This window comes from Telluria sp. PB2R4, assembly GCF_059685695.1.
Genome location: NZ_JCASIC010000001.1, coordinates 747,232 through 770,887 on the forward strand (window position 1 = coordinate 747,232; position 23,656 = coordinate 770,887).

Here is a 23,656-nt window from a genome sequence, read left to right on the forward strand (position 1 = left end):
CCGCCGTCGCCGTCGCCAGTCAACCTTCCATCACCCCAGCTTCGGGGTGCCCACCTTCACATCCCCGCACTGCGCGCGCTGCATCAGCGCATGGTCGATCAGGACCAGCGCCAGCATCGCCTCGGCGATCGGGGTCGCGCGGATTCCCACGCAGGGGTCATGGCGGCCGAAGGTTTCGACCACCACCGGATTGCCGTCCTTGTCGATCGAGCGGCGCGGCGTACGGATCGAGGACGTCGGCTTGATCGCGATCGAGACCGTGATGTCCTGGCCGGTCGAGATCCCGCCCAGCACGCCGCCGGCATTGTTGCCGACGAAGCCTTCAGGGGTGAGCTCGTCGCCGTGCTCCGACCCTTTTTGCGTCACCGACGCGAAGCCCGCGCCGATCTCGACGCCCTTGACGGCATTGATGCCCATCATCGCGTAGGCGATGTCGGCGTCGAGCTTGTCGTAGATCGGCTGGCCCCAGCCCACCGGCACCCCGCGCGCCACCACGTCGATGCGGGCGCCGATCGAATCGCCGGCGCGGCGCAGCTCGTCCATCGCGGCTTCCATCCGCGCGAGCAGATCGGCATCGGCGCTCGCAGCGAAGAAGGGATTCGCGTGCACATGTTCGAAGGACTGGAACGGCACGGCGATGTCACCCAGTTGGGTCATGCAGCCGAAGAACTCGGTGCCATACTGTTCGCGCAGCCACTTCCTGGCGACCGCGCCGGCGCCGACCACCGGCGCCGTCAGGCGCGCCGACGAGCGCCCGCCGCCGCGCGGGTCGCGTACGCCGTACTTGTGCCAATAGGTATAGTCGGCGTGGCCCGGGCGGAAGGTCTCGGTAATATTCCCGTAATCCTTGCTGCGCTGGTCTTCGTTCTGGATGAGCAGTGCGATCGGCGTGCCGGTCGTGACGCCCTGGTAGACCCCCGACAGGATCTGCACCCGGTCCGCTTCCTGGCGCTGCGTCACATGGCGCGAGGTGCCCGGCTTGCGGCGGTCGAGCTCGGGCTGGATGTCGGCTTCGCTCAAGGCCATGCCGGGCGGGCAGCCATCGATGACGCAGCCGATGGCCGGGCCATGCGACTCGCCGAAAGTGGTGACGGAGAACAGCTTGCCGAAGGAGTTGCCGGACATGGTGGGTCTGTTTTCTAAATGGTGGGTTTGTCATTCTACCAGTACCGCGCCGGGTCGTTGGGAGTGCCAATTTCCGACAAATAGTTGCCGTAAGGATATATATTTGCCTATACAAGTGCGCTTGGGGCTTCCATGTTAGCAATTGCATATATACTGACTCCATCAAGAGACCCGCCCACTGGAGACGTAGCGCATGTTTGCCCCGATGCCGCCCGCAGGCACACCGACCGGCCAGGACGACCTGGTCTTCGTCGACGAGGGTGACACGCCCCTGCCCGCGGGCCGCGGCGCAGCCTGGCGCATCCTGGTCGTGGACGACGACGCCGACGTGCACTCGACCACCACCTTCGCCCTGCAGAATGTCGTGATGCAGGGCCGTCCGCTGGCCTTCCTGCATGCCTACTCGGCAGGCGAGGCGCGCGCCATCCTCGAACGCGACCCCGGCATCGCCGTGGTCCTGCTCGACGTGGTGATGGAGCGCCCCGACGCCGGGCTGCAGCTGGTGCGCCAGATCCGCGAGGAGCTGGGCATGATCGAAGTGCGCATCATCCTGCGCACCGGCCAACCGGGCTACGCGCCCGAGATCGAAGCCATCCGCGGCTACGACATCAACGATTACCGCACCAAGTCCGAACTCACCCGCACCAAGCTGTACACGGCGGTCGCCGCCGCGGTGCGCTCCTACCAGCAGTTGTGCGCGCTCGACGCCCACCGCGCGGGCCTGGAGCAGATCGTCGCCGCCGGCGCCTCCCTGATGTCGCTGCACGGGGTGCGCGACGTGGCGCAAGGCGTGCTGCGCCAGGCCGCTACCCTGCTGGGCCAGGGCGCCGCCGGCGTGCTGTGCGTGCGCGAGAGCGGCCAGGGCCGGCCCGACATCCTGCAAGTGGTCGCCGCGGCCGGCGACCATGCCGCACTCGAAGGGCGCGAACTGAGCCCGCAGCGCCATCCGGCGCTGGCCGGCGCGGCCGCCCGCACGCTGGACGGATGCGCCGGCGTGGTGGCCGAGGGCTGGCTGTCGCTGCACTTCCCCGGCAAGTCCGGACGCGACTTCGCTGCCTGCATCCCGTTCGCGCGCGAGCTCGGCGAGCTGGAACGGCGCCTGCTCGATGTCTTCGCCAGCGTGGTGGCCGTCGGCCTGGACAATGTGGAACTGGTCACGCACCTGAACCAGGCCGCGTTCCGCGACCAGCTCACCGGCCTGCCGAACCGCACCCGCGTGGTCGAGATGATCGACGCGCTGCTGGCCAGCCCTCAGCGCGAGACGGCCACCCTGGCCCTCGTCGACCTCGACCATTTCGCGGAGACCAACGACGCGCTGGGCCACCATTTCGGCGACCTGCTGCTGGTGGCGGTGGGCAAGCGCCTGGAGTCGCGCCTGAAGTCTCGAAACAGTGCGGAAACCAGCGCCGCGGGCGATGCCTGCCTGGAAGTGGCGCGCATCGGCGGCGACATTTTCTGCGTGCTGGGCGCGGCCGGCGCGGTGCAGCCGGCCGCGATCCAGGCCCTTTTCCGCGTGCCTTTCCACATCGACGGCCAGGACGTGCAGGTATCGAGCACGCTCGGGCTGGTGCGGCTGAGCGAGCACGACAGCAGCGGCGCCGACGCGCTCAAGGATGCCGACATCGCGCTCAAGCGCGCCAAGTCGCAGCAGCGCGCCGGCCATTTCTATTTTTCGCGCAGCATGGGCGTCGAGATCCGCGAGCGCGTCCGCATGATGCACGCCCTGCGCAGCGGCTTCCAGCGCGGCGAGCTGTTCCTGGCGTACCAGCCGCAGGTCGACCTGGCCACCAACCGCCCCTTCGGCGCCGAGGCGCTGCTGCGCTGGCGCATGGAAGACGGGCGCATGGTCGGGCCCGACCGCTTCATCCCGATTGCCGAGTACTCGGGCCTGATCGTCGACATCGGCGAATGGGTGCTGCGCCAGGCCCTGGCCGAGCTGGTGCGCCTGCGCACGGCCGGCTACCTGGACTTCACGATGTCGGTGAACGTCTCGCAGGTGCAGTTCCGCCATCCGCAATTCGTCGACATGCTGCGCCGGGCGCTGGATGCCACCGGCGCGCCCCCCGAGTTCGTGGAACTGGAGATTACCGAATCGATGGCGATGGAAGAACCGGCGCTGCTGGTCGAAAAGCTGGCCCAGGTCAAGCGCACCGGCGTGTCGATCGCGATCGACGACTTCGGCACTGGTTTCTCGTCGCTGTCGCACCTGCAGCGCCTGCAGGTCGACCGGCTCAAGATCGACCGCACTTTTGTTACCGAGATCACCGGCTCGGCGCGCGGCAGCAGCATTGCGGAGATGGTGATCCAGCTCGGCCGCAACCTGGGCCTGTCGGTCATTGCGGAAGGGGTCGAGGACGAGCGCCAGGCGCACATCCTGCGCACCCTGGGCTGCCCGCTGGCGCAGGGCTTTTTATTCGCGCGGCCGTTGTCGCCGGCGGCGCTGCTGGAGTGGCTGGGCGATCAGGGAGAAGTAGAAGCCGCCTGATGTACCGTTGGGTGGTCGGCTCTGCCGACCACCCAACGGTACATCAGTCTTCGGTGACCTGTTCGGCCGGCCAGTCGCGAATATACGCCTTCAGCATGCGGTTCTCGAAGCTCTGCGCTTCCAGCACGGCCTTGGCCACGTCATAGAACGAAATCACGCCCAGCAGGGTGCGGGCGTTCATCACCGGCAGGTAGCGCGCATGCTTTTCCAGCATGATGCGGCGCACTTCGTTGACTTCGGTATCCGGCGTCACGGTGATCGGGCTGTCGTCCATCACCTTGCGCACGGTGCCCGAACCCAGGGTGCCGCCCTGTGCGTGCAGTTCCTTGATCACTTCGCGGAAGGTCAGCATGCCGACCAGGTCGCCGTATTCCATCACGACCAGCGAACCGATGTCCTTTTCCGCCATCGTCTCGGCAGCCTGGAGCAGCGGCATGTCGGGTGTGACGGTATAGAGGATTTCGCCTTTCACCTGCAGGATCTCGGAGACTTTCATCGTGGCCACCCCGTCCGGTTGGTTTGTAATTGCTGCAATATTTGTATAACTCATAACTTGACTGTAGCCGATGCCCGCCAAAAAATCCAGCATTGCGCCAATTCAGGGAAGTGCAATGTTGCGCAAGCATAAATCAATGCTAGGATGCGGCCCATCTTGTTCAACGGATGAGTCAAACAGATGAGCGGTCCCCAGTACCCAGGTTTCGACACGCTGGCCCTGCACGCCGGCAGCACGCCCGACCCGGCCACCGGCGCGCGCGCCACGCCGATCCATTTCACGTCCGCGTTCGCCTTCCGCGATTCGGATCATGCGGCCGCGCTGTTCAACATGGAACGTGCCGGCCACGTGTATTCGCGCATCTCGAATCCGACCAATGCGGTGCTGGAAGAGCGCATCGCCGCGCTCGAGGGCGGCGTGGCCGGCATCGCCACCGCCAGCGGCCAGGCCGCGATGCACCTGGGCCTGACGACCATTCTGGGCGCCGGCGCACACATCGTCGCCTCCAGCGCCCTGTACGGCGGTTCGCACAACCTGCTGCACTACACGCTGCGCCGCTTCGGCATCGAGACCAGCTTCGTGAACCCGCGCGACCTCGACGCCTGGCGCGCCGCGATCCGCCCGACGACCAAACTGCTGTTCGGAGAGACCCTCGGCAACCCCGGGCTCGACGTGCTGGACATTCCGTCGATCGCCGCCATCGCGCACGAGCACGACCTGCCGCTGATGGTGGACGCCACCTTCACCACGCCCTGGCTGCAGCGCCCCTTCGACCTGGGCGCCGATCTGCTGTTCCATTCGGCCACCAAGTTCCTGTGCGGGCACGGCACCGCCATCGGCGGCCTGCTGGTCGACGGCGGCACCTTCGATTGGGATGCCGCCCATGCGCGCACGCAGCGCTTCCCGGAACTGTGCGAACCCTACGAGGGCTTCCACGGCATGGTGTTCGCCGAAGAATCCACCATTGCTCCGTTCGCATTGCGCGCGCGCCGCGAAGGCCTGCGCGACTTCGGCGCGGCGATGAGCCCGCACAATGCCTTCGCCATCCTGCAGGGCATCGAGACACTGGGCCTGCGCATGGAGCGCCATGTGGCCAATACCCGCCGCGTGGTGGAGTTCCTGCTGTCGCACCCGATGGTCGAATCGGTCTCCTACCCGGAACTGCCGTCGCACCCGGATCACGCACTGGCCCAGCGCCTGCTGCCGAAAGGCTGCGGCGCCGTATTCACCTTCAACCTGAAGGGCGACCGCGCCGCGGGCCGGCGCTTCGCCGACGGCCTGCAGGTGTTCTCGCACCTGGCCAACGTGGGCGACGCCAAGTCGCTCGTCATCCACCCGGCCTCGACCACGCATTTCCGGGTGCCGGCCGAGCAGCTGGCCGCCTCCGGCATCCTCGAAGGCACGATGCGCCTGTCGGTCGGCCTGGAAGACCCTGACGACCTGATCGAGGACCTGAAGCGCGCCTTGAAACTTGCCCAGAAGGGAGCCTGAGATGCAGTTCGAGATCGATGGCGCCATCGCCTACGCCTACACCGGCGGCAAGGCCTTCGACCCCAGCCTGCCGGCCATCGTGCTGATCCACGGCGCGCAGAACGACCATTCGGTCTGGGCCTTGCAGAGCCGCTACCTGGCGCACCATGGCCATGCGGTGCTGGCGCTCGACCTGCCGGGCCACGGGCGCAGCAGTGGACCGGCCTTGACCACCGTGGAAGCCATGGCGGACTGGGTGCTGGCCGTCCTGCAAGCCGCCGGTGTGTCGCGCGCGCTGCTGGCCGGTCACAGCATGGGTTCGCTGATCGCGCTGGAAGCGAGCCACCGGGCGCCGGGCGTGGTGGCCGGCCTTGCCCTGCTGGGCACGACCTATCCGATGAAGGTGTCGGACGCGCTGCTCGAGACCGCGCGCAGCGACGAGGGCGCCGCGATCGACATGGTGAACATCTGGTCGCATTCGTCGATTGCCCACAAGCCTTCCTGCCCGGGACCGGGATTCTCGGTGATGGGCGGCGCGCGGCGCCTGATGCAGCGGATGTCGGCCCGTAACCCGGCCCAGCTGTTCTACACCGACTTCGCCGCCTGCAACAGCTATGCCAATGGCGAGGCCGCCGCCAACGCGCTGCGCTGCCCTACCCTGTTCGTGTTCGGCAAAAAGGACGTGATGACGCCACCACGGTCGACGAAACTGCTGACCGGGGCGATCAAGCATGGCAAAATCGTCAACGTGGACGCCGGCCACCAGATGATGGCCGAAGCGCCCGACGCGGTGCTCGATGCGCTGGCCGCTTTTGCCGCGTCGATTCCCCATCCGGAGATTCAGGAGACGCCATGACGGCACGGTTCGCCAGCTTTGCGGAGTTCTACCCCTACTACCTGACCCAGCACGCCGACCGGCGCTGCCGCCGCGCCCACTTCATCGGCACCTCGTCGGCAATCGCAGCGATCGCCCAATACATCGACAGCCTGAACGCCTGGTGGCTGCTGTTCGCGGTGGTGAGCGGCTATGGCGGCGCCTGGATCGGCCATTTCTTCTACGAGAAAAACCGGCCGGCATCGTTCTCGCAGCCGTGGTTCTCGTTCCGCGCCGATTGGGTGATGTACTGGCAGATGCTGACCGGTAAGCTCAGCTGGTAGTTCAGCGCTCGCCTGGACAGGCAGCGCCGGCGAAGTGCGCGTCCAGGGTCTGCTCCAGCCCGTCCTCCACTGCCGCCTCGACCTGGCGCGCCAGCGCCGCCGTGTCGAGCGCCAGCGGCGCGGCCGGCAGCGGCTCCTCCGCGCTGCCATCGGCCCCGCCGGCATCGAAGACGAACAGGCGGTAGACGTCGGCCAGGCGCAGCGTGCCGGGATCGGCCAGCAGCACCCAGTTATCGGCGCCTTCGCGATTCGTTACCCCCGCGCGGCCCCAGCGCGCCCGCGCCGGCAGTTCGTCCTGCACCCGACCGACCCAGCCGGCCGCCAGCATCTTCTCGAGCAGCATCGACATCTCGTCGTAGCCGATGCGCGTATTGGCACGGATCGAAGCGCTCCTCACCAGCGCGGTGCCGGTCGCCTGCCGGCTGCCGTGCAGCACCTTGAGCACCGCCATCGCATCCACGAAAGCGCTGCCCGGCGTCGGCTGGTGCTTCCAGCGCTCGTACTTCACCACCGGCAAGGCGGCGGCCAGCACCGCGCCCACCAGGGTGATCAGCCAGGACAGGTACAACCAGACCAGGAACAGCGGCAGCGCGGCCAGCGCGCCATAGATGATCGCGTAGGTCGGGAACTGGCGGATGAACAGGGCGAACAGGCGCTTGGCGATTTCGAAGGCAATCGCCGCCGCCAGCCCGCCCCAGAGCGCATCGCGCCAGAAGACACGGCGGTTCGGCACCGTCATGTAGAGCAGCGTGTAGGCCCCCGTGGTCAAGCCCACCGACAACATGGTGTAGAACAGCGTGCCGAACAGGGGCGCGGACTTCGCCAGCCCACCCGTGGCGCTGAACAGCTGGCCGGTGGCGGACAGGGACAGGCCGAACAGGATCGGGCCGAGCGTGATCAAGGCCCAGTAGACCAGCACCCGCTGCGACCACGGCCGCGGGCGGCGCACCCCCCAGATCTGGTTGAAGGCGCGCTCGATCATGCCCATCATCGCGGTCGTGGTCAGGAGCAGGAGTACCGCGCCAAGCAGCGACAGGCCCTTGGCCTTGCTGGCGAACTGGGTCAGGTTGCCGCTGATGGTATTGGCGATTGCCTTGGGCATCAGGGTCTGCACGAACCAGGTGTCGAGCGCCGTGCGCAGCTGGCCGAAGACCGGGAAGGTGGTGAAGATCGCCAGCACGATGGTCAGCAGCGGCACCAGCGAGAGCGTGGTCGTGAAGGTCAGGCTGCCTGCCACCTGGGGCAAGCGTTCCTCGCGCAGGCGGCGCCGCGCGAAGCGCAGCAGGTCGCGGTGCTGTTGCCAGCTGAGGCCCAGCGTCAGGCCGCGCGCGCGGCCGACGATGGACGCCAGCAGCCCGGCGGTATTGCGCGGTAAGAAATGGTTAGATTTGGAAAGCATCCGCAAATTCGATTCGCCCCGCAAAGGCATGTCATTTGAGCAAAGCGCCCTATAATACCAACGATGACGCCGAACCCGACTCCGAACCCCAATTTGCCTCTGACAATTCTCGTGCTGTACTACTCGCGCCATGGCGCCACCCGCAAGCTGGCCGAACTGGTCGCCCAGGGCATCGAGAGCGTGCCTGGGCTTGAAGCGCGCCTGCGCACGGTGCCCGCCGTGTCCGCGGTGAGCGAGGCCACCGAGCCCGACATCCCGCTCGCAGGCGCCCCCTACGTCGAGCTGGACGACCTGCGCGACTGCGCCGGCCTGGCGCTCGGCTCGCCGACCCGCTTCGGCAACATGGCGTCCAGCGTCAAGTACTTCCTCGACGGCACCGCCGCCGACTGGGTCAACGGCACCTTATCCGGCAAGCCGGCGGTGGTGTTCACCTCCACCGGCAGCCTGCACGGCGGCCAGGAATCGACGCTGCTGTCGATGATGATTCCTTTGTTACACCATGGCATGCTGGTGATGGGCCTGCCCTATTCGCATCCTGAACTCATGAATACCGCCAGCGGCGGCACCCCCTACGGCGCTTCGCACTGGGCCGGCGCCGACGGCAGGCGCGCGCTCACCGAGGACGAACGCGTGCTCGCCATCGCCCTCGGCAAACGCCTGGCCCTGGCGGCGGTCAAACTGCATGGAATGCAATGATGGATACCGCAAAAGTCTTTCATGCCGGCGCGATTGCAAGCCTGATCTGGCTGATCGGCTGGCTCGTGGCCTGGGAAATGTTCGTCGCGCCCCTGCACCCGGGCGGGTCGCTGCTCGCGCTCAAGGCGCTGCCCCTGCTGCTGCCGCTGCGCGGGGTGATCAAGCGCGACCTGTACACCCTGCAATGGTCGTCGATGGTGATCCTCATCTATTTCGCCGAAGGGGTGGTGCGGGCCTGGGCCGACACCTCGCAGGCTTCACGCGCGATGGCGCTCGGCGAAATCGTGCTGGTGCTCGTGTACTACGCCTGCGCGCTGCTGTTCCTGCATCCGTACAAGCGGGAAGCCAAGCGGCTCGCCAAGGAACTCCTCGACAAGGTCAAAGTGCCGCATGACTGAGCCGCTGCCGGCCGGCGACGCACTTGCCATCGCCGGGCTGGGCGCCATCGTCGGGCAGGCGCACCTGGTCACCGATCCGGGCGCCATGGCGCCCTACCTCACCGACTGGCGCGGCCGCTTCACCGGCCGCGCGCTGGCCGTCGTGCTCCCTGGCGATACCCTGGAGGTCGCACGGGTGGTCCAATTGTGCGCGGCGGCGCGCATCCCCATCGTGCCACAGGGCGGCCGCACCGGCCTGGTGCTCGGCAGCGTGCCTGACGCCAGCGGCAGCGCCATCGTCCTGTCGCTGCGGCGGCTCAACCGCATCCGCCAGATCGACACCGCCAACCGCACCATGACCGTCGAAGCCGGATGCATCCTGGTCGACATCCAGCAGGCCGCGGCGGGCGTGGACATGCTGTTTCCGCTGTCGCTGGCCAGCGAAGGCAGCTGCACCATCGGCGGCAACCTGTCGACCAATGCCGGCGGCACCGCGGTGCTGCGCTACGGGAATACCCGCGAGCTGTGCCTGGGGCTGGAAGTCGTCACCGCCCAGGGGCAGGTCTGGAACGGTCTGCGCGCCCTGCGCAAGGACAATACCGGCTATGCCTTGCGTGAACTGTTCATCGGCGCCGAGGGCACGCTGGGGGTCATCACCGCCGCCGTGCTCAAGCTCCATCCGCAGCCGAAGGCCGCACTGACCGCGCTGGTCGCGCTCGAATCGCCGCGGGCTGCGGTGGCACTGCTGTCGCTGGCGCAGGAGCGCTGCGGCGCCGCCCTGACCGGCTTCGAGCTGATGTCCGACTTCTGCCTGCGCCTGGTCGCCACCCACTTCCCCGACCTGCCGCGGCCCTTCCCGGCGCGTTATCCGCACTATGCGCTGCTCGAACTGTCGAGCAATGAATCCGAAGACCACGCCGCCGACCTGGTCGAGTCGGCGATCGGCGCGGCCCTCGGCGCCGGCATCGCGCTCGATGCCGTGCTGGCAACCTCGATCGGCCAGTCGATCGGCCTGTGGAAGCTGCGCGAGCACATCCCGCTGGCGCAGGCGACGGCCGGCAAGAACATCAAGCACGACATCTCGCTGCCGGTCTCGCGCATACCTGACTTCATCGAGCAGACCGATACGGCGCTGCAGTCCGCGTTCCCCGGCTGCCAGGTCGTATGCTTCGGGCACTTGGGCGACGGCAACCTGCACTACAACATCGCGCCGCCGGACGGCATCGGCCACGACGGCTTCCTGGCACACCAGGATGCCGTCAACCGCATCGTGCACGACAGCGTCGCCGCCTTCGATGGCTCGATCTCGGCCGAACACGGCATCGGCGCGCTCAAGCGCGAGGCACTGCCCCGCTACAAGGACGAGGTCGAACTGGACATGATGCGTGCCGTCAAAGCCGCGCTGGACCCGCTCGGCATTATGAACCCTGGCAAAATCCTATGACCGGGGAGATTCACATGCACAAGGGGGTATCCATCGCCGCGCTCTGCCTCGCCTCGCAGGCGGCAATGGCAGGGACGATCTACAAGTGCGTCGAGGGCGGCACGATCAGTTATCACGACAGGCCGTGCGGCGCCGACGCGGTCGCCCTGCGGGTGCAGGCCGCCGCGGCGCCCACGCCCGACGCGCTCGAACGCATGGCCCGCGAGCGCGCCTTGCTGCGGCAAATCGAGGATGCGCGCGCAGGAGAGGAAAAGCGTGCGCAGCAGCTGGCGCGCGAAGGCGCACGGGTGCAACGGGCCGCGCTGGCCCAGCGGCGCCGGTGCGACAAGCTGCGCCTCCAGCACAAATGGGCCGACGAAGACATGCGGCGCGCCGGGCGCGACGATGCACAGCAGGCCCGCATCAAGGCGCGGCGCCAGGCCGAGACACTGGCGCTGGAATGTCCCTGACGCGCTGGCTGCTGTTCGGCGAATGGCGCGCCCATCCCCTGCGCGCACTGCTGGCCATTGCCGCCATCGCGGTCGGCGTCGCGATGGGCTTCGCCATTCACCTGATCAACGCCGCCGCCTTCAACGAATTCTCGGCCGCGGTCAAGAGCCTGTCCGGCCAGGCCGACGTGCAGGTGGCCGGGCGCGAGCCCCTGGTCGACGAATCCGTGTATGCGCGCCTGGGCGCGCACCCGCAGGTGGCGGTGGCCGCGCCGGTGCTCGAGCTCTCGGCCGCACTCCCCGGCGTGCAGGGGTCGCTGCGCATCGTCGGCATCGACGCCCTGCGCGCCGGTTTCATCTCGCCCGACCTGACCGGCGTGCCGCAGGGCGGCCGTATGCTGGATGTGCTTGCCGACGATGCGATCTTCCTGTCGCCGGCGGCCCAGGCCTGGCTCGGCAAGCGTGCCGGCGACACGCTGGTGCTGCGCGCCGGCCTCGAGGACGTGCGGCTGCGCGTGGCCGGGCCAGTGGCGCGCGCCCGCGCCGGCCAGCGCATCGCCGTCATGGACATCGGGGCGATGCAATGGCGTTTCAATCAGCTCGGCCGCATCTCGCGGGTCGACCTCAAGCTGCGCGACGGCGTCGACCGCGCGGCGTTCCGGCACGCCCTGAGCAAGGAACTCGAGGTCGCCTACCCGGGCCGCTTCGCGGTGCGCCAGCCGGACGACGGCGACCAGGAGCAGCGCAACGCCAACCTGAGCCGCGCCTACCGCGTCAACCTGACCGTGCTCGCACTGGTGGCATTGTTTACCGGCGCCTTCCTGGTGTTCTCGACCCAGGCGCTGTCGGTGATGCGGCGGCGCAGCCAGTTCGCGCTGCTGCGGGTACTGGGATTGGCGCGCGGCCAGCTGCTGCGCCAGGTGCTGCTCGAGGGCGCCAGCCTGGGGGTGCTTGGGGCGCTGCTCGGGGTGGCGGGCGGGTATGGCCTGGCAGCAAGCGCCCTGCACTTCTTCGGCGGCGACCTGGGCGCGGGTTACTTCCCGGGCATCCGTCCGCAGGTCCGGTTCACGCCACTCGCGGCCGGCGTGTTTTTTGCACTCGGCCTCGGGGTGGCCCTGCTCGGCTGCCTGGCGCCGGCACTCGAGGCGGCGCGCGCGCGCCCGGCGGTGGCGATCAAGTCAGGCGCCGACGAAGCCGCGCTGTCCCGGCTGGCGCGGGTCTGGCCATCGCTGCTGTGCCTGGCCCTGGCGGCCTTGCTCGCCTTCGCGCCGCCGGTGTTCGAGCTGCCGCTGTTCGGCTACCTGGCGATCGCGCTGCTGCTGGTCGGCGGCATTGGCCTGATGCCGCGCCTGGCCGCCGAGGCCTTCCGCCGCGCCGAGCGCCTGATGCTGCGCAGCGGGCGCGCACCGCCGATCCTGTCGCTGGCCCTGGCGCGCCTGGCCAATGCGCCCGGCCAGGCCGCGATCGCGCTGGGCGGCGTGCTGGCCAGCTTCAGCCTGATGGTCGCGATGGGCATCATGGTGGCCAGCTTTCGCGAGTCGGTGGACGACTGGATGGGCCACATCCTGCCGGCCGACCTCTATGTGCGCGCGGCGAGCGGCGGCAATACCGGCTTCCTGAGCCCGCAGCAGCAGGCCCTGCTCGCCGCCACGCCGGGCGTGGCCCAGGCCCACTTCCTGCGCACCAGGCAGGTGGCGCTGTCGCCCGATCGGCCCAGCGTGGTCGTGATCGCGCGCGACATCGATACGCTGGATCCGGGGCGCCTGCTGTTCCTGGTCGGCGCCAGCGCCCCAATTCCGGCGGGCAGCCGCCCGGCCTGGGTCTCGGAAGCCCTGCTCGACCTGTATGGTGCGCGCGTCGGCGAGAGCCTGGAGCTGCCGCTCGGCGGCGGCCGCGCCCCGTTCTTTGTCGCCGGCGTGTGGCGCGACTACGCCAACCAGGCTGGCTCGGTGGTCATCCGCCTGTCGGACTATCGGGCCCTGACCGGCGAGGCCGAGGTCACCGACGCCGCGCTGTTCGCGGCGCGCGGCGCCAGCGTGGACGCACTGGAGGAGGCGGTACGCGCACTGCCCTTCGGCAAGGCGCTGCAGACCATGTCGGCCGGCGACATCCGGGCCATGAGCCTGAAGATCTTCGACCGCAGCTTCGCGGTCACCTATCTGCTGGAGGCGATCGCCATCGCGATCGGACTGTCCGGCGTGGCCGCCAGCTTCTCGGCCCAGACGCTGGCGCGCTCGAAAGAATTCGGCATGCTGCGCCACGTGGGCGTCACCCGCGGCCAGGTGCTGGGCATCCTGGCCTTCGAGGGCGGGAGCCTGGCCCTGCTCGGGGTGGCCTGCGGCTTCGGATTGGGGCTGGTCATCAGCCTGATCCTGGTTTATGTTGTGAATCCCCAGTCCTTCCATTGGACGATGGAGCTGCACCTGCCATGGAGCTTGCTGGGAAGCGTCGCCGCCGTGCTGGTGGCGGCATCGATCGCGACGGCGCTGGTGTCCGGACGCTACGCGCTTTCCGGCGGTCCGGTTCGCGCAGTCAGGGAGGATTGGTGATGGGACTATGTTGAGGCGCGCTGCGCTGTTTGGTTTTCTGCTGCTGATCTGCCAGTGGGTCCATGCCGATCCGCCGCAGTTCGCGCCGGTCACGCCGGGCACGGCGCTTTCCTTCCCGCGCGACTTCGGCTCCCACCCGGAATTTCGCACCGAGTGGTGGTACGTCACCGGCTGGGTCGAAACGCCGGACCGCAAGCCGCTCGGTTTCCAGGTGACCTTCTTCCGCAGCCGCACCGAACACGATCCGAAGAACCCGAGCTCCTTTGCGCCGCGCCAGCTGGTGATCGGCCACGCCGCCCTGTCCGACCCGGCGCTGGGCCGGCTGGTGCACGACCAGCGCAGCGCGCGCGAGGGCTTCGGCCTGGCCTGGGCGCGCACCGGCAACACCGACCTGAAGCTGGACGACTGGCGCATGGTGCGCGAAAGCTCCGGAAATTACCGCGTCACGATCCGCGCCAGCGAGCTGACGCTGGAACTGCGCCTGCAGCCGACCCAGCCGGTGCTGGTGCAGGGCGAAGGCGGCTATTCGCGCAAGGGCGCCAGCCCCCAGCATGCCAGCCATTACTACAGCGAGCCGCAGCTGAAAGTCAGCGGCAAGGTCGGCCGCGCCGGCAGCCTGCCCGTGGCGGTGACGGGCAGCGCCTGGCTCGACCACGAATGGTCGAGCGAAGCCTTGCAGCCCGAGGCCACCGGCTGGGACTGGATCGGCGTGAACCTCGACGACGGCGGCGCGCTGATGGCTTTCCAGATCCGCAGCAAGGGAGGTGGTAAACTATGGGCGCACGCCACCGTCCGCGATGCCGCGGGCAAGATCACCCGCTATGCACCGGACCAGGTGACTTTTACGCCCACCGAGCACTGGAAGTCGCCGCGCACCGGCGCCGAGTACCCGGTGGCATGGAGCGTCACGACGGGTGCGCAGCGCTGGCAGCTGACTCCCCTGCAGCACGACCAGGAACTCGATTCGCGCCGCTCGACCGGCGCGGTCTACTGGGAAGGCGCGATCACGGTCGGCCGCGACGGAAAGCGCCTGGGACGCGGCTACCTGGAAATGACGGGCTATGTGCGCCCGATGAAGCTGTAAACTCAAGAACAACACCACCAAGCACCAAGACAAGCAAGCACGAGACGATGACATCCCGCTCCACCGGCACTCCAGAATCTGATTCTTCCCGCAAAGGCGCACTGGCCGCACTCAAGGGCCTGCTTCCCTTCCTGGCGCCCTACCGCCGCCAGTTCATCCTGGCCGGCATCGCGCTGCTGTTCGCGGCCGGCGCCACGCTGGCGATTCCGGCGGCCTTCAAGCAGATGATCGACCACGGCTTCGGCGCCGACGCAGCAAGCCAGAGCATCGAGCACGTCGACGCCACCTTCCTGGCCCTGTTCGGGGTCGCCGCCGTGCTGGCGGTGGCCACCGCGGCCCGTTTCTTCATGGTGTCGTGGCTGGGCGAGCGCGTGGTCGCCGACGTGCGCGCCGCCGTCTACCGCCACGTGGTGCACCAGAGTCCCGAGTTCTTCGAGACCACCCGCACCGGCGAAGTGCTGTCGCGCCTGACCACCGACACCACGCTGATCCAGTCCGTGGTCGGCACCAGCATCTCGCTGGCGCTACGCAATACCCTGCTGTTCGCGGGCGGCCTGGTGATGCTGTTCGTGACCAGCCCAAAACTCTCGGCGATCATCCTCGGCCTGCTGGTGCTGGTGGTGCTGCCGATCGTGCTGTTCGGGCGCCGCGTGCGCAAGCTTTCGCGCGACTCGCAGGACCGCATTGCCGACGCCTCCGCCCTGGCCGGCGAAATCCTCAATGCCATGCCCACCGTGCAGGCCTTTACCCACGAAGGCATCGAAGCCGGACGCTTCCAGGCATCCAGCGAGGGCGCCTTCCAGACCGCGATCCGGCGCATCCGCGCACGCGCCACGCTGACCCTGCTGGCCATCGTGCTGGTGTTCGGGGCCATCGTGTTCGTGCTCTGGCTCGGCGCCCATGCCGTCCTGCAGGGAACGATGACCGGCGGCGACCTCGGACAGTTCATCCTGTACGCCTCGATCGTGGCCGGCTCGGTCGGCGCCTTGTCGGAAGTGATGGGCGAGGCCCAGCGCGCCGCCGGCGCCACCGAGCGCCTGCTCGAGCTGCTCGCGGCCCGCTCCGACATCCAGGACCCGGCGCATCCGCTGCCGCTGCCATTGCGAACCGCAAACGGCGCCCGCGTCACCCTCGACGACATCAGCTTCAGCTACCCGTCGCGGCTCGACACGGCGGCGCTGTCGCACCTGAAGCTCGACATCGCACCGGGCGAGACCGTGGCCCTGGTCGGCCCCTCGGGGGCCGGCAAGACCACCCTGTTCCAGCTGCTGCTGCGCTTCTACGACCCGCAGGCAGGCAGCATCCGCCTGGACGGCGTCGACATCCGCGACCTGGCGCTGCACACCCTGCGCGGCGCGATCGGCATCGTCCCCCAGGACACCATCATCTTCTCCAGCAGCGCGCTGGAGAACATCCGCTACGGCCGGCCCGACGCCAGCGACGAGGAAGTGGTGGCCGCCGCCAAGATGGCGGCGGCCCATGAGTTCATCGAGCGCCTGCCGGAAGGCTATGGCTCCTTCCTGGGCGAGCGCGGCGTCCGCCTGTCGGGCGGCCAGCGCCAGCGCATCGCGATCGCGCGCGCCTTGCTCAAGAACCCGCCGCTGCTGCTGCTGGACGAAGCCACCAGCGCGCTGGATGCCGAATCGGAACGCCTGGTGCAGCGCGCGCTTGAAGCGGCCATGTTAGGGCGCACCACCATCATCATCGCCCACCGCCTGGCCACCGTGCAAAGCGCTGACCGCATCATCGTGCTGGACGAAGGCCGGGTGGTCGAGTCGGGCACCCACGCGGCGCTGGTGGCGCACGGCGGCGTGTACGCGAACCTGGCCGCGCTGCAGTTCCAGGCGCATGCGCCGCTCGAACGCCAGGCATGAAGAACATTGGTAAATTCGCTAAATTTTATTGAAATTCAAGCACTTGTGTTGTGCGTACGCATCGCGTTTTTGTGAATAAGGGGAACCTCTAGTTGTAACTAGGAAATACCCGACAGTATGATGGGCACTGCCCAACACCGCTGCCATCCATCATGAACCCGTCCCGCTACCACCCCGCCAACTGGAACGTCGGCACCCGCATCAGTGCCCTCACCTTTGTCCTGATGGGCGGTGTCATCGCCGTCCTGCTGGCGGCCATCACCTTCGCCACCTCCGCCATGCTGGAAGAACGCGCCCGCCAGAGCGTCTCGAGCGAGCTGAAAAGCGTTGCCAACACGGTCGAGCTGTTCAACAAGAGTGTCAGCAGTTCGGCGAAGAGCTTCGGTCACATTTTCCGCAATTCGGTACCGGGCGCCTTCGAGCTCGATCCGGCGACCACGGTGGACATCAACGGCAGTGCCACCCCCACGCTCAAGCTCGACGGCAAGCCGCTGAACCTCGACTTCAGCGCCCCCGACGCATTCACCGCGCAGACCGCCGGCAACGCGACCATCTTCGCGGCCGACGGCGAGGACTTCGTGCGCGTGACCACCTCGGTAAAAAAGGAAAACGGCGAGCGCGCCATCGGCACCAGGCTTGACCGCAACAGCCCGGCCTACGCCGTGCTGCGCGCCGGTCGCACCTATATCGGCCTGGTGACCCTGTTCGGCAAGCAGTACATCACCCAGTACGAACCGGCGCGCGATGCGAACGGCAAGGTGGTGGCGGTGCTGTACGTGGGCGTCGACATCACCGAGGACATGAAGCTCCTGAAAGACCGCATCCGTGCGATCAAGGTCGGCGACACCGGCTATTTCTATGTGCTGAACGCCGCACCCGGCAAGGCGTATGGCGACCTGATCGTCCACCCGGCCAAGGAAGGCAGCAACCTGCTGGCCAGCCGCGCCGCCGACGGCCGCCTCTTCATCAAGGAGATGCTGGAAAAGAAAAACGGCGACATCGTCTACGACTGGCAAAACCCGGGCGAAGCGCAGGCGCGCGAAAAATTCGTGGCGTACGCCTACATCAAGGACTGGAACTGGATCATCGCCGGCGGCACCTACCGCGACGAGATCACCGCGGCCGCCACCCAGCTGCGCAACCGCTTCATCGGCTTCGCGCTGGCCGCCCTGGCCGCGCTGGCCGCGGTGCTGTACCTGCTGGTGCAGCGCAGCGTGTCGCGCCCGCTCGCCGACGTGCGCGAACTCGCCGCGCGTATCGCGGACGGCGACCTGGGCGCCCGCATCGCCGGCACCCGCCACGACGAGATCGGCCTCTTGACGACCGCTATCAACGCCATCGGCGCCAAGCTGTCGGACGTGGTCGGCAAGGTGCGCGAAGGCGCCGAGCAGATCGCCCACGCCTCGCAGGAGATCTCGGCCGGCAATCTCGACCTGTGCCAGCGCACCGAAGAGCAGGCCACCAGCCTGGCCGGCACCGCATCGTCGATGGACCAACTGACCGCCACCGTACGCCAGAACGCCGATAATGCGCGCCAGGCCAACGGACTGGCCGTCAGCGCTTCCAGCGTAGCCCAGCGCGGCGGCAGCACGGTAGCCCAGGTGATCGAGCGCATGGATGCGATCAGCCAGTCGTCGCGCAAGATCTCGGACATTACCAGCGTGATCGACGGCATCGCTTTCCAGACCAACATCCTGGCGCTGAATGCCGCGGTGGAGGCGGCGCGCGCCGGCGAGCAGGGCCGCGGCTTTGCGGTGGTCGCGAGCGAAGTGCGCAACCTGGCGCAGCGTTCGGCGGCGGCAGCCAGGGAAATCAAGTCCCTGATCGACGCCTCGAACGGTGAAGTCGTCGCCGGCAGCAAGCTGGTGGCGGAAGCCGGCGTGACCATGGACGAGGTGCTGGCGAGCGTGGCGCGCGTCACCGACATCATGGCCGAGATCAGTGCGGCCAGTGTCGAACAGACCAGCGGCATCGAGCACGTCAACCGCGCGGTCGGCGCCATGGACGAAGCGACCCAGCAGAACGCCGCCCTGGTCGAACAGGCCAGCGCCGCCGCCCAGGCCATGCAGGACCAGGCCGCCGAGCTGGCCCGCGCGGTGCGCTTGTTCCGCCTTGCGGATGGCGCGCAAGCCGGCGCCGGGGACACGACGCCGCGCCGTCTGGCACTGGGCGCGCACTCGGTGTAGAGTGGCAGGCTTCGCCAGGAGCCCGCCTTGACCTCTACCTCTCGCGACACCGAACTGCAGCGCCGCTGCCACACCATCTTCCCCGGCCACCGCGCCCGTACGCCCGCCGAGCTGTTTGCCGCCATGGCCGCCTGGTGCGAAGCAAACGGGGTCGAGCACGACGTCTACGGCAGCGGCGCGCTGCTGCAGGAATTCGAAGCGAAGATCGCGCGCCTGCTCGGCATGGAGGCGGCGGTGTTCTGCATCAGCGGCACCATGGCGCAAGTGACGGCGCTGCGCCTGGCCTGCCAGGACCGCGCGCGCGACCTGGTGGCGCTGCACCCGACTTCGCACATCTTCGTGCACGAACGCTCCAACTACCAGCTGCTGGGCCATTTCAAGGCGCTGCAGGCGGGCGACCGCCATCGCCCCTGGGTAGCGGCCGACCTGGCGGCGATCCCGGACCGCCTGGGCGCGGTCGGCATGGAGCTGCCGCTGCGCGAGATCGGCGGCCAGCTCTCGCCGTGGGACGAACTGGAGGCGATCAAGGCGGCTTGCCGCGCGCGCGGCGCGCACCTGCACATGGACGGCGCCCGGCTGTGGGAAGCCGCCGCCGGCTACGGCAAGCCGGTGAGTGAAGTCGCAGCCGGTTTCGATTCGGCCTACGTCTCGCTGTACAAGGGGATCGGCGGGCTGGGCGGCGCCATGCTGGCGGGCACCCGCGAATTCGTCGAGCGCGCGGCAGAATGGTTCCGGCGCCAGGGCGGCAATGTCATCCACCGCTCGCCCTACGTGGTCGCGGCGGCGATGCAGTTCGACGCGCGCCTGGCCGCGATGCCGGCCTACCTCGAGCGCACCCGTTTCCTGTACCGGGAACTGGCCGCACACCCGGCCATCCGCGTCAATCCCGCGGCGCCCCAGGCCAACATGCTGCACCTGCACCTGCCGGTAATGCCCGAGCGTGCGCTGGCGATCCGTAGCGAACTGGCCGAGCAGCACGGGATCTGGATGTTCAACCGCATTGCCGGCGCCACCCTGCCCGGCACCAGCTCCTTCGAACTGTACGTGGGCGACAACCTGCTGGACGCGCCTGACGAAGCGGTGCGCGCGGCGCTTGCCCGCTTCGCGCGGGCCCTGGTGGCGGACAGCTAGGCGCCGTCCGGCGGCGGCAGCGCCGCGTACCAGTGGGCATAAGGCGTATTGGCCACCATGCGCAGGTTGTAGTCCGGCGCGCCGTCGGTCCACCACACCGGTCCCCGTTCGCCGAGCCCGCGCTTGGCCGCATCGACTGCCGCGCGCGCACCGCGTTCGGCCTCGACATCGCCTGCCCGCTTCGCGAGACCGACCTGCCGGCGCGCCGCCATCAGCTGGTCGACCAGTTCCTGCCGCTGTCCCGGTGCGAGCGCCGGATTACTGGTGCGCCACAGGCGGCCCGCGACGACGAAGTAGCGACCGTCCGGCGTGCTGGGATACTTGGTATTGTTCGGCATCGCCACACTGTACCGGAGCAGGCGGCGGCGGTTCGCACGACTGCCCCGGCCGCAGGCTTGCTAGAATCACACGTTTCCATCCTGTTCACGTCCATGCAACGATTCGCCTCCCCCGGGATGGCGCCGCTCTTGCGCGCCGCTGCCCTCGTCCTGTGCACAGTATTCGCACTGCTGTGCCTCGCGAAAGCGCGCCTCATCGGGGACGGCATGGAATACCTGACGATGGCCCAGGGCTTCGTGGCGCATGGATCGCCCGAACTGCGGGCCGACGACATCGACGCCTTCAGGGCGATGCCGCCGCGAGCGCTGGCGCGGGGCAATCTGGATCCGGACAGCCTGGCGGCGGCGTTCGAGCGCGTCGAACGCGAGGGCGCGATCGCGCTCGGCTACGCCCGCGCCCGGGACGGCAGCGTGCACGCGATCCACTTCTGGATGTATTCGCTGCTGGCCGCACCTTTCCATGCGCTGGTCACCCTGCTGGGCCAGAACCCCTTCATGTCGCTGGTCCTGCTCAATATCGCCATCGTCGCCGCCGGCGCCTGGGGCCTGCACACCTCGCTCCCCCGGGCCGGCCTGCCCGAACTGGCCCTGTTTGCGCTCATGGGGCCGGTCTACTACACGGTCTGGACCGGCCCGGAGGTGATGGCCGGCTGCTGCGTGCTGCTCGCGACACTGGCCATGCTGCGGCGCGAGCTGCCGCTCGCCGTGGCGCTGGCGGGTCTGGGTGCGACCCAGAACCCGTCGATCGCGGGACTGATCCTCGCCGCGCCGGTCTATGCGCTGCTGTACCGTTGCGTCCCGTCCGCGCTGCTGTTTCCGGCTGCAACGCCGGCACCGCGACCCCTGCGGGCGGCGCTGCTGGTGCTCGCCGGCATCGTGCTGGCGCTTCTGCCGTATGTCCACAACCTGACGCTGTTCGGCATGCCGAGCATTATCAGCCGCTATTTCACCGACATCGGGCTGGTCGGCGCCGAGCGCTTGTTCTCTTACCTGTTCGACCTGAACCAGGGCCTGGTCATCGGCTTTCCTGCCCTGCTGTCCTGCGCGGCGATCGTGCTGCTGGCCATGCCGGCCGAACGGCGCCGGGCCTGGCTGCTGCACCTGGCGCTCGCGGTCCTGCTCACCATCGGCCTGGCGTTGCCGACACTGGCGGCAAGCAACTGGAACAGCGGCTCGCTCGTCGTCGCGCGCTATGCCTACTGGACCTCGATGCCGATCCTGGCGGTCTGCCTCGCGGGCCTCGTCCAGCTCGGGGTGCGCAGCCGCTGGCTGGCGCTGGGCGTGGCCCTGCTCCTGCAGACCGGCGCCGCCTGGCAGACCCTGTCGGGTAAGGGCCCGGCCTTCACCAGGCACGCAGGCCTGGCCGCATGGGTGCTCGACCACGCCCCGCGCTACTACCATCCCGATCCGGAGATTTTCCTGGAGCGTGAACGGCGCGGCGAAGAGCCGCTGACCCAGGACCAGGTGGTGGTGCACCGTGGACCGCTCGGTGCGACGAAGCTGATGCGCTTCTGGTCGAACAGCGGCGACGCCGGCGGTTTGTGCGCGCCCGGTACGCACCTGGTCGCCGACGACGTGCGCACGCTGGACTCGGGCTGGCGCTACTACAACGCGCCGCTGCGCTGCGCGCCAGGCCCGGCGCCGGCGATGCGCATCGCGATCGGTCCCGGGATGCCGGCGATCCTGGGCAGCGGCTGGTCCGTGCTCCAGGGCAGCGCGGTCTGGAACGAGGGCCAGCGTGCAAGCCTGCGCATCGCGCTTCCCGCAGGGCGCCAGGCGCGTGCCATCGGCTTCGACGGCCACTATCACCACGGTCTGCGCAGCTCGCGCATCAGCATCAATGGCATCGACCTCGGCGCCACCGCCCTCGGCCGCGCGCCCTTGCCGCTGCCGGCAGACCTGGGCCGCGCCCCAGTACTCGACATCTCGATCGCGCACACGACCGCGCCGCGGCCCGCCGGCGCCGGCGACACGCGCGCCCTGGGCTTCCTGCTGCGGGCGGTGCACATCGAATTCGTTGACTGATCTTCACCGCGATGTCGAATCGCGGCCGGCCCGTTCGTCGTCGCGATTGAGGAAGCTCCTCTGCCACTCTTGAAAGGAAACACCGCCATGTCCACCAATTCCGTCGAGCTGCACCGCGTTTTGCGCTCCAACGCCGAGCGCGTGTTCCGCGCCTTCACCACTCCGGCCGCCTATGCCAAATGGCTGCCGCCGCACGGGTTCACCGGCACCGTGCACGAGATGGACAGCCGGGTCGGCGGGCGCTACCGCATGTCCTTCACCAATCTGAGCACCGGTCATAGCCACGCGTTCGGCGGAGAATACCTCGAACTCGCACCCGGCGAGCGCTTGCGCTACACGGCCGTGTTCGAAGACCCCAACCTGCCGGGACAGATGCAGACGACGGTCATCCTGCGCGACATCGCCTGCGGCGTCGATGTGCAGATCCGGCAGGAAGACATCCCCGCGATGATCCCGGTCGAACTCTGCTACCTCGGCTGGCAGGAATCGCTCGAGCTGCTGGCCAAACTGGTGGAAGCCGAAATCCGGGACTGAGGCTTCCCCGCATTTGCTGTCGGGTACAATGACGGGCTGTCATCCAACGTGATTCCCAATGCGCCAATACCTCGAATTCATGCGCCATGTGAAAGAGCATGGCGCGGTCAAGACCGACCGCACCGGCACCGGCACCCTGTCGGTCTTCGGCCACCAGATGCGTTTCGACCTGGCTGCCGGCTTTCCGCTGCTGACCACCAAGAAGGTCCATCTCAAGTCCATCATCCATGAACTGATCTGGTTCCTGCAGGGCTCGACCAACATCGCCTACCTGAAGGAAAACGGGGTCACGATCTGGGATGAATGGGCCGATGCGAACGGCAACCTGGGCCCGATCTACGGCTACCAGTGGCGCAGCTGGCCCACGCCCGATGGCGGGCACATCGACCAGATCACCCAGGTGCTGGACCAGATCCGCAACACGCCGGATTCGCGCCGCATGATCGTCTCGGCCTGGAACGTGGCCGACGTGCCGAACATGAAGCTGCCGCCCTGCCACGCCTTCTTCCAGTTCTACGTGGCGGACGGCAAGCTGTCCTGCCAGCTGTACCAGCGCAGCGCCGACATCTTCCTCGGCGTGCCCTTCAATATCGCCTCGTACGCCATCCTGACCCACATGATGGCCCAGCAGGCCGGCCTGGAAGTGGGCGAGTTCGTCTGGACCGGCGGCGACTGCCACCTGTACAGCAACCACATGGAGCAGGTCGCGCTCCAACTGTCGCGCACGCCGAAGGAATTGCCGCGCCTGGTAATCAAGCGCAAGCCGGAATCGCTGTTCGACTACCGCTTCGACGACTTCGAGGTGCACGGCTACGATCCGGACCCGGCCATCAAGGCCCCGGTCGCGGTATAAGCGC

General features: G+C 68.2%; 20 protein-coding genes. 16 read left to right on the plus strand and 4 right to left on the minus strand.

The annotated features are described in order from the left end of the window. Window positions 1-30: 30 nt before the first annotated feature. On the minus strand, window positions 31-1,125 hold the full coding sequence (aroC, locus tag AC56LU_RS03255; RefSeq protein ID WP_497174153.1) for a chorismate synthase: 1,095 nt from the start codon (window positions 1,123-1,125) through the stop codon (window positions 31-33). 193 nt (window positions 1,126-1,318) lie between these two features. Here aroC and AC56LU_RS03260 point away from each other — a divergent pair, with 193 nt between their 5' ends. Next, window positions 1,319-3,610 (plus strand): GGDEF/EAL domain-containing response regulator, encoded by a 2,292-nt coding sequence (locus AC56LU_RS03260; protein WP_497174154.1) that lies wholly within the window; start codon window positions 1,319-1,321, stop codon window positions 3,608-3,610. Between the two features lie 43 nt (window positions 3,611-3,653). On the opposite strand, the gene AC56LU_RS03265 is transcribed toward AC56LU_RS03260, so the two are convergent. Beyond that, window positions 3,654-4,106 carry a CBS domain-containing protein gene (locus tag AC56LU_RS03265; protein WP_497174155.1) on the minus strand — a complete coding sequence of 151 codons (453 nt, stop codon included), beginning with the start codon at window positions 4,104-4,106 and terminating at the stop codon, window positions 3,654-3,656. A gap of 180 nt (window positions 4,107-4,286) precedes the next feature. Here AC56LU_RS03265 and AC56LU_RS03270 point away from each other — a divergent pair, with 180 nt between their 5' ends. From AC56LU_RS03270 to AC56LU_RS03280, 3 genes are read left to right on the plus strand one after another with little or no spacing between them, the layout of a single operon-like run. After that, the gene (locus AC56LU_RS03270; protein ID WP_497174156.1) at window positions 4,287-5,597 is read left to right on the plus strand and encodes an O-acetylhomoserine aminocarboxypropyltransferase; all 1,311 of its coding nucleotides are present in this window, start codon (window positions 4,287-4,289) and stop codon (window positions 5,595-5,597) included. Window position 5,598: 1 nt separating this feature from the next. Continuing rightward, a complete protein-coding gene (locus AC56LU_RS03275) occupies window positions 5,599-6,432 on the plus strand; it encodes an alpha/beta fold hydrolase (RefSeq protein ID WP_497174157.1) in 834 nt (277 codons plus the stop codon). Continuing rightward, window positions 6,429-6,734, plus strand: a complete 306-nt coding sequence (locus AC56LU_RS03280) for an Mpo1-like protein (RefSeq protein ID WP_027867544.1) — start codon at window positions 6,429-6,431, stop codon at window positions 6,732-6,734. The genes AC56LU_RS03275 and AC56LU_RS03280 overlap by 4 nt, the downstream gene beginning before the upstream one ends. A 1-nt stretch (window position 6,735) precedes the next feature. On the opposite strand, the gene AC56LU_RS03285 is transcribed toward AC56LU_RS03280, so the two are convergent. Continuing rightward, window positions 6,736-8,133 carry a YihY family inner membrane protein gene (locus AC56LU_RS03285; RefSeq protein ID WP_497174158.1) on the minus strand — a complete coding sequence of 466 codons (1,398 nt, stop codon included), beginning with the start codon at window positions 8,131-8,133 and terminating at the stop codon, window positions 6,736-6,738. Window positions 8,134-8,196: 63 nt separating this feature from the next. Between AC56LU_RS03285 and wrbA the strand changes: the two genes are divergently transcribed. The 9 genes from wrbA to AC56LU_RS03330 all read left to right on the plus strand — a co-directional run bounded on the left by wrbA (window position 8,197) and on the right by AC56LU_RS03330 (window position 19,902). Then, window positions 8,197-8,829 (plus strand): NAD(P)H:quinone oxidoreductase, encoded by a 633-nt coding sequence (gene wrbA, locus AC56LU_RS03290; protein WP_497174159.1) that lies wholly within the window; start codon window positions 8,197-8,199, stop codon window positions 8,827-8,829. After that, window positions 8,826-9,227: a DUF2069 domain-containing protein gene (locus tag AC56LU_RS03295; RefSeq protein WP_497174160.1), complete on the plus strand. Its 402-nt coding sequence runs from the start codon at window positions 8,826-8,828 to the stop codon at window positions 9,225-9,227. The genes wrbA and AC56LU_RS03295 overlap by 4 nt, the downstream gene beginning before the upstream one ends. Further along, window positions 9,220-10,650, plus strand: coding sequence for an FAD-binding oxidoreductase (locus tag AC56LU_RS03300; protein WP_497174161.1), 1,431 nt, complete (start codon window positions 9,220-9,222; stop codon window positions 10,648-10,650). Before AC56LU_RS03295 ends, AC56LU_RS03300 begins: the two co-directional genes overlap by 8 nt. Before the next feature lie 14 nt (window positions 10,651-10,664). After that, entirely contained in the window at window positions 10,665-11,099 is a 435-nt protein-coding gene (locus AC56LU_RS03305) for a DUF4124 domain-containing protein (RefSeq protein ID WP_497174162.1), read from the plus strand. After that, complete coding sequence (locus AC56LU_RS03310) at window positions 11,090-13,627, plus strand: FtsX-like permease family protein (protein ID WP_497174163.1); 2,538 nt, start codon at window positions 11,090-11,092, stop codon at window positions 13,625-13,627. Before AC56LU_RS03305 ends, AC56LU_RS03310 begins: the two co-directional genes overlap by 10 nt. A gap of 7 nt (window positions 13,628-13,634) precedes the next feature. Next, window positions 13,635-14,711 (plus strand): lipocalin-like domain-containing protein, encoded by a 1,077-nt coding sequence (locus tag AC56LU_RS03315; protein WP_497174164.1) that lies wholly within the window; start codon window positions 13,635-13,637, stop codon window positions 14,709-14,711. Between the two features lie 47 nt (window positions 14,712-14,758). Continuing rightward, window positions 14,759-16,585: an ABC transporter transmembrane domain-containing protein gene (locus AC56LU_RS03320; RefSeq protein ID WP_497174165.1), complete on the plus strand. Its 1,827-nt coding sequence runs from the start codon at window positions 14,759-14,761 to the stop codon at window positions 16,583-16,585. A 152-nt stretch (window positions 16,586-16,737) separates the two neighbouring features. Further along, complete coding sequence (locus AC56LU_RS03325) at window positions 16,738-18,771, plus strand: methyl-accepting chemotaxis protein (RefSeq protein ID WP_497174166.1); 2,034 nt, start codon at window positions 16,738-16,740, stop codon at window positions 18,769-18,771. Between the two features lie 27 nt (window positions 18,772-18,798). Then, a complete protein-coding gene (locus tag AC56LU_RS03330; protein ID WP_497174167.1) occupies window positions 18,799-19,902 on the plus strand; it encodes a threonine aldolase family protein in 1,104 nt (367 codons plus the stop codon). On the opposite strand, the gene AC56LU_RS03335 is transcribed toward AC56LU_RS03330, so the two are convergent. Then, window positions 19,899-20,240 carry a hypothetical protein gene (locus AC56LU_RS03335; protein WP_497174168.1) on the minus strand — a complete coding sequence of 114 codons (342 nt, stop codon included), beginning with the start codon at window positions 20,238-20,240 and terminating at the stop codon, window positions 19,899-19,901. The genes AC56LU_RS03330 and AC56LU_RS03335 overlap by 4 nt on opposite strands. A 93-nt stretch (window positions 20,241-20,333) precedes the next feature. Between AC56LU_RS03335 and AC56LU_RS03340 the strand changes: the two genes are divergently transcribed. From AC56LU_RS03340 to thyA, 3 genes are all read left to right on the plus strand, one after another. Beyond that, window positions 20,334-22,265: a hypothetical protein gene (locus AC56LU_RS03340; RefSeq protein WP_497174169.1), complete on the plus strand. Its 1,932-nt coding sequence runs from the start codon at window positions 20,334-20,336 to the stop codon at window positions 22,263-22,265. An 87-nt stretch (window positions 22,266-22,352) separates the two neighbouring features. Then, a complete protein-coding gene (locus tag AC56LU_RS03345) occupies window positions 22,353-22,799 on the plus strand; it encodes an SRPBCC family protein (RefSeq protein ID WP_497174170.1) in 447 nt (148 codons plus the stop codon). A 58-nt stretch (window positions 22,800-22,857) separates the two neighbouring features. Beyond that, complete coding sequence (gene thyA / locus AC56LU_RS03350; protein WP_497174171.1) at window positions 22,858-23,652, plus strand: thymidylate synthase; 795 nt, start codon at window positions 22,858-22,860, stop codon at window positions 23,650-23,652. Window positions 23,653-23,656 lie beyond the last annotated feature (4 nt).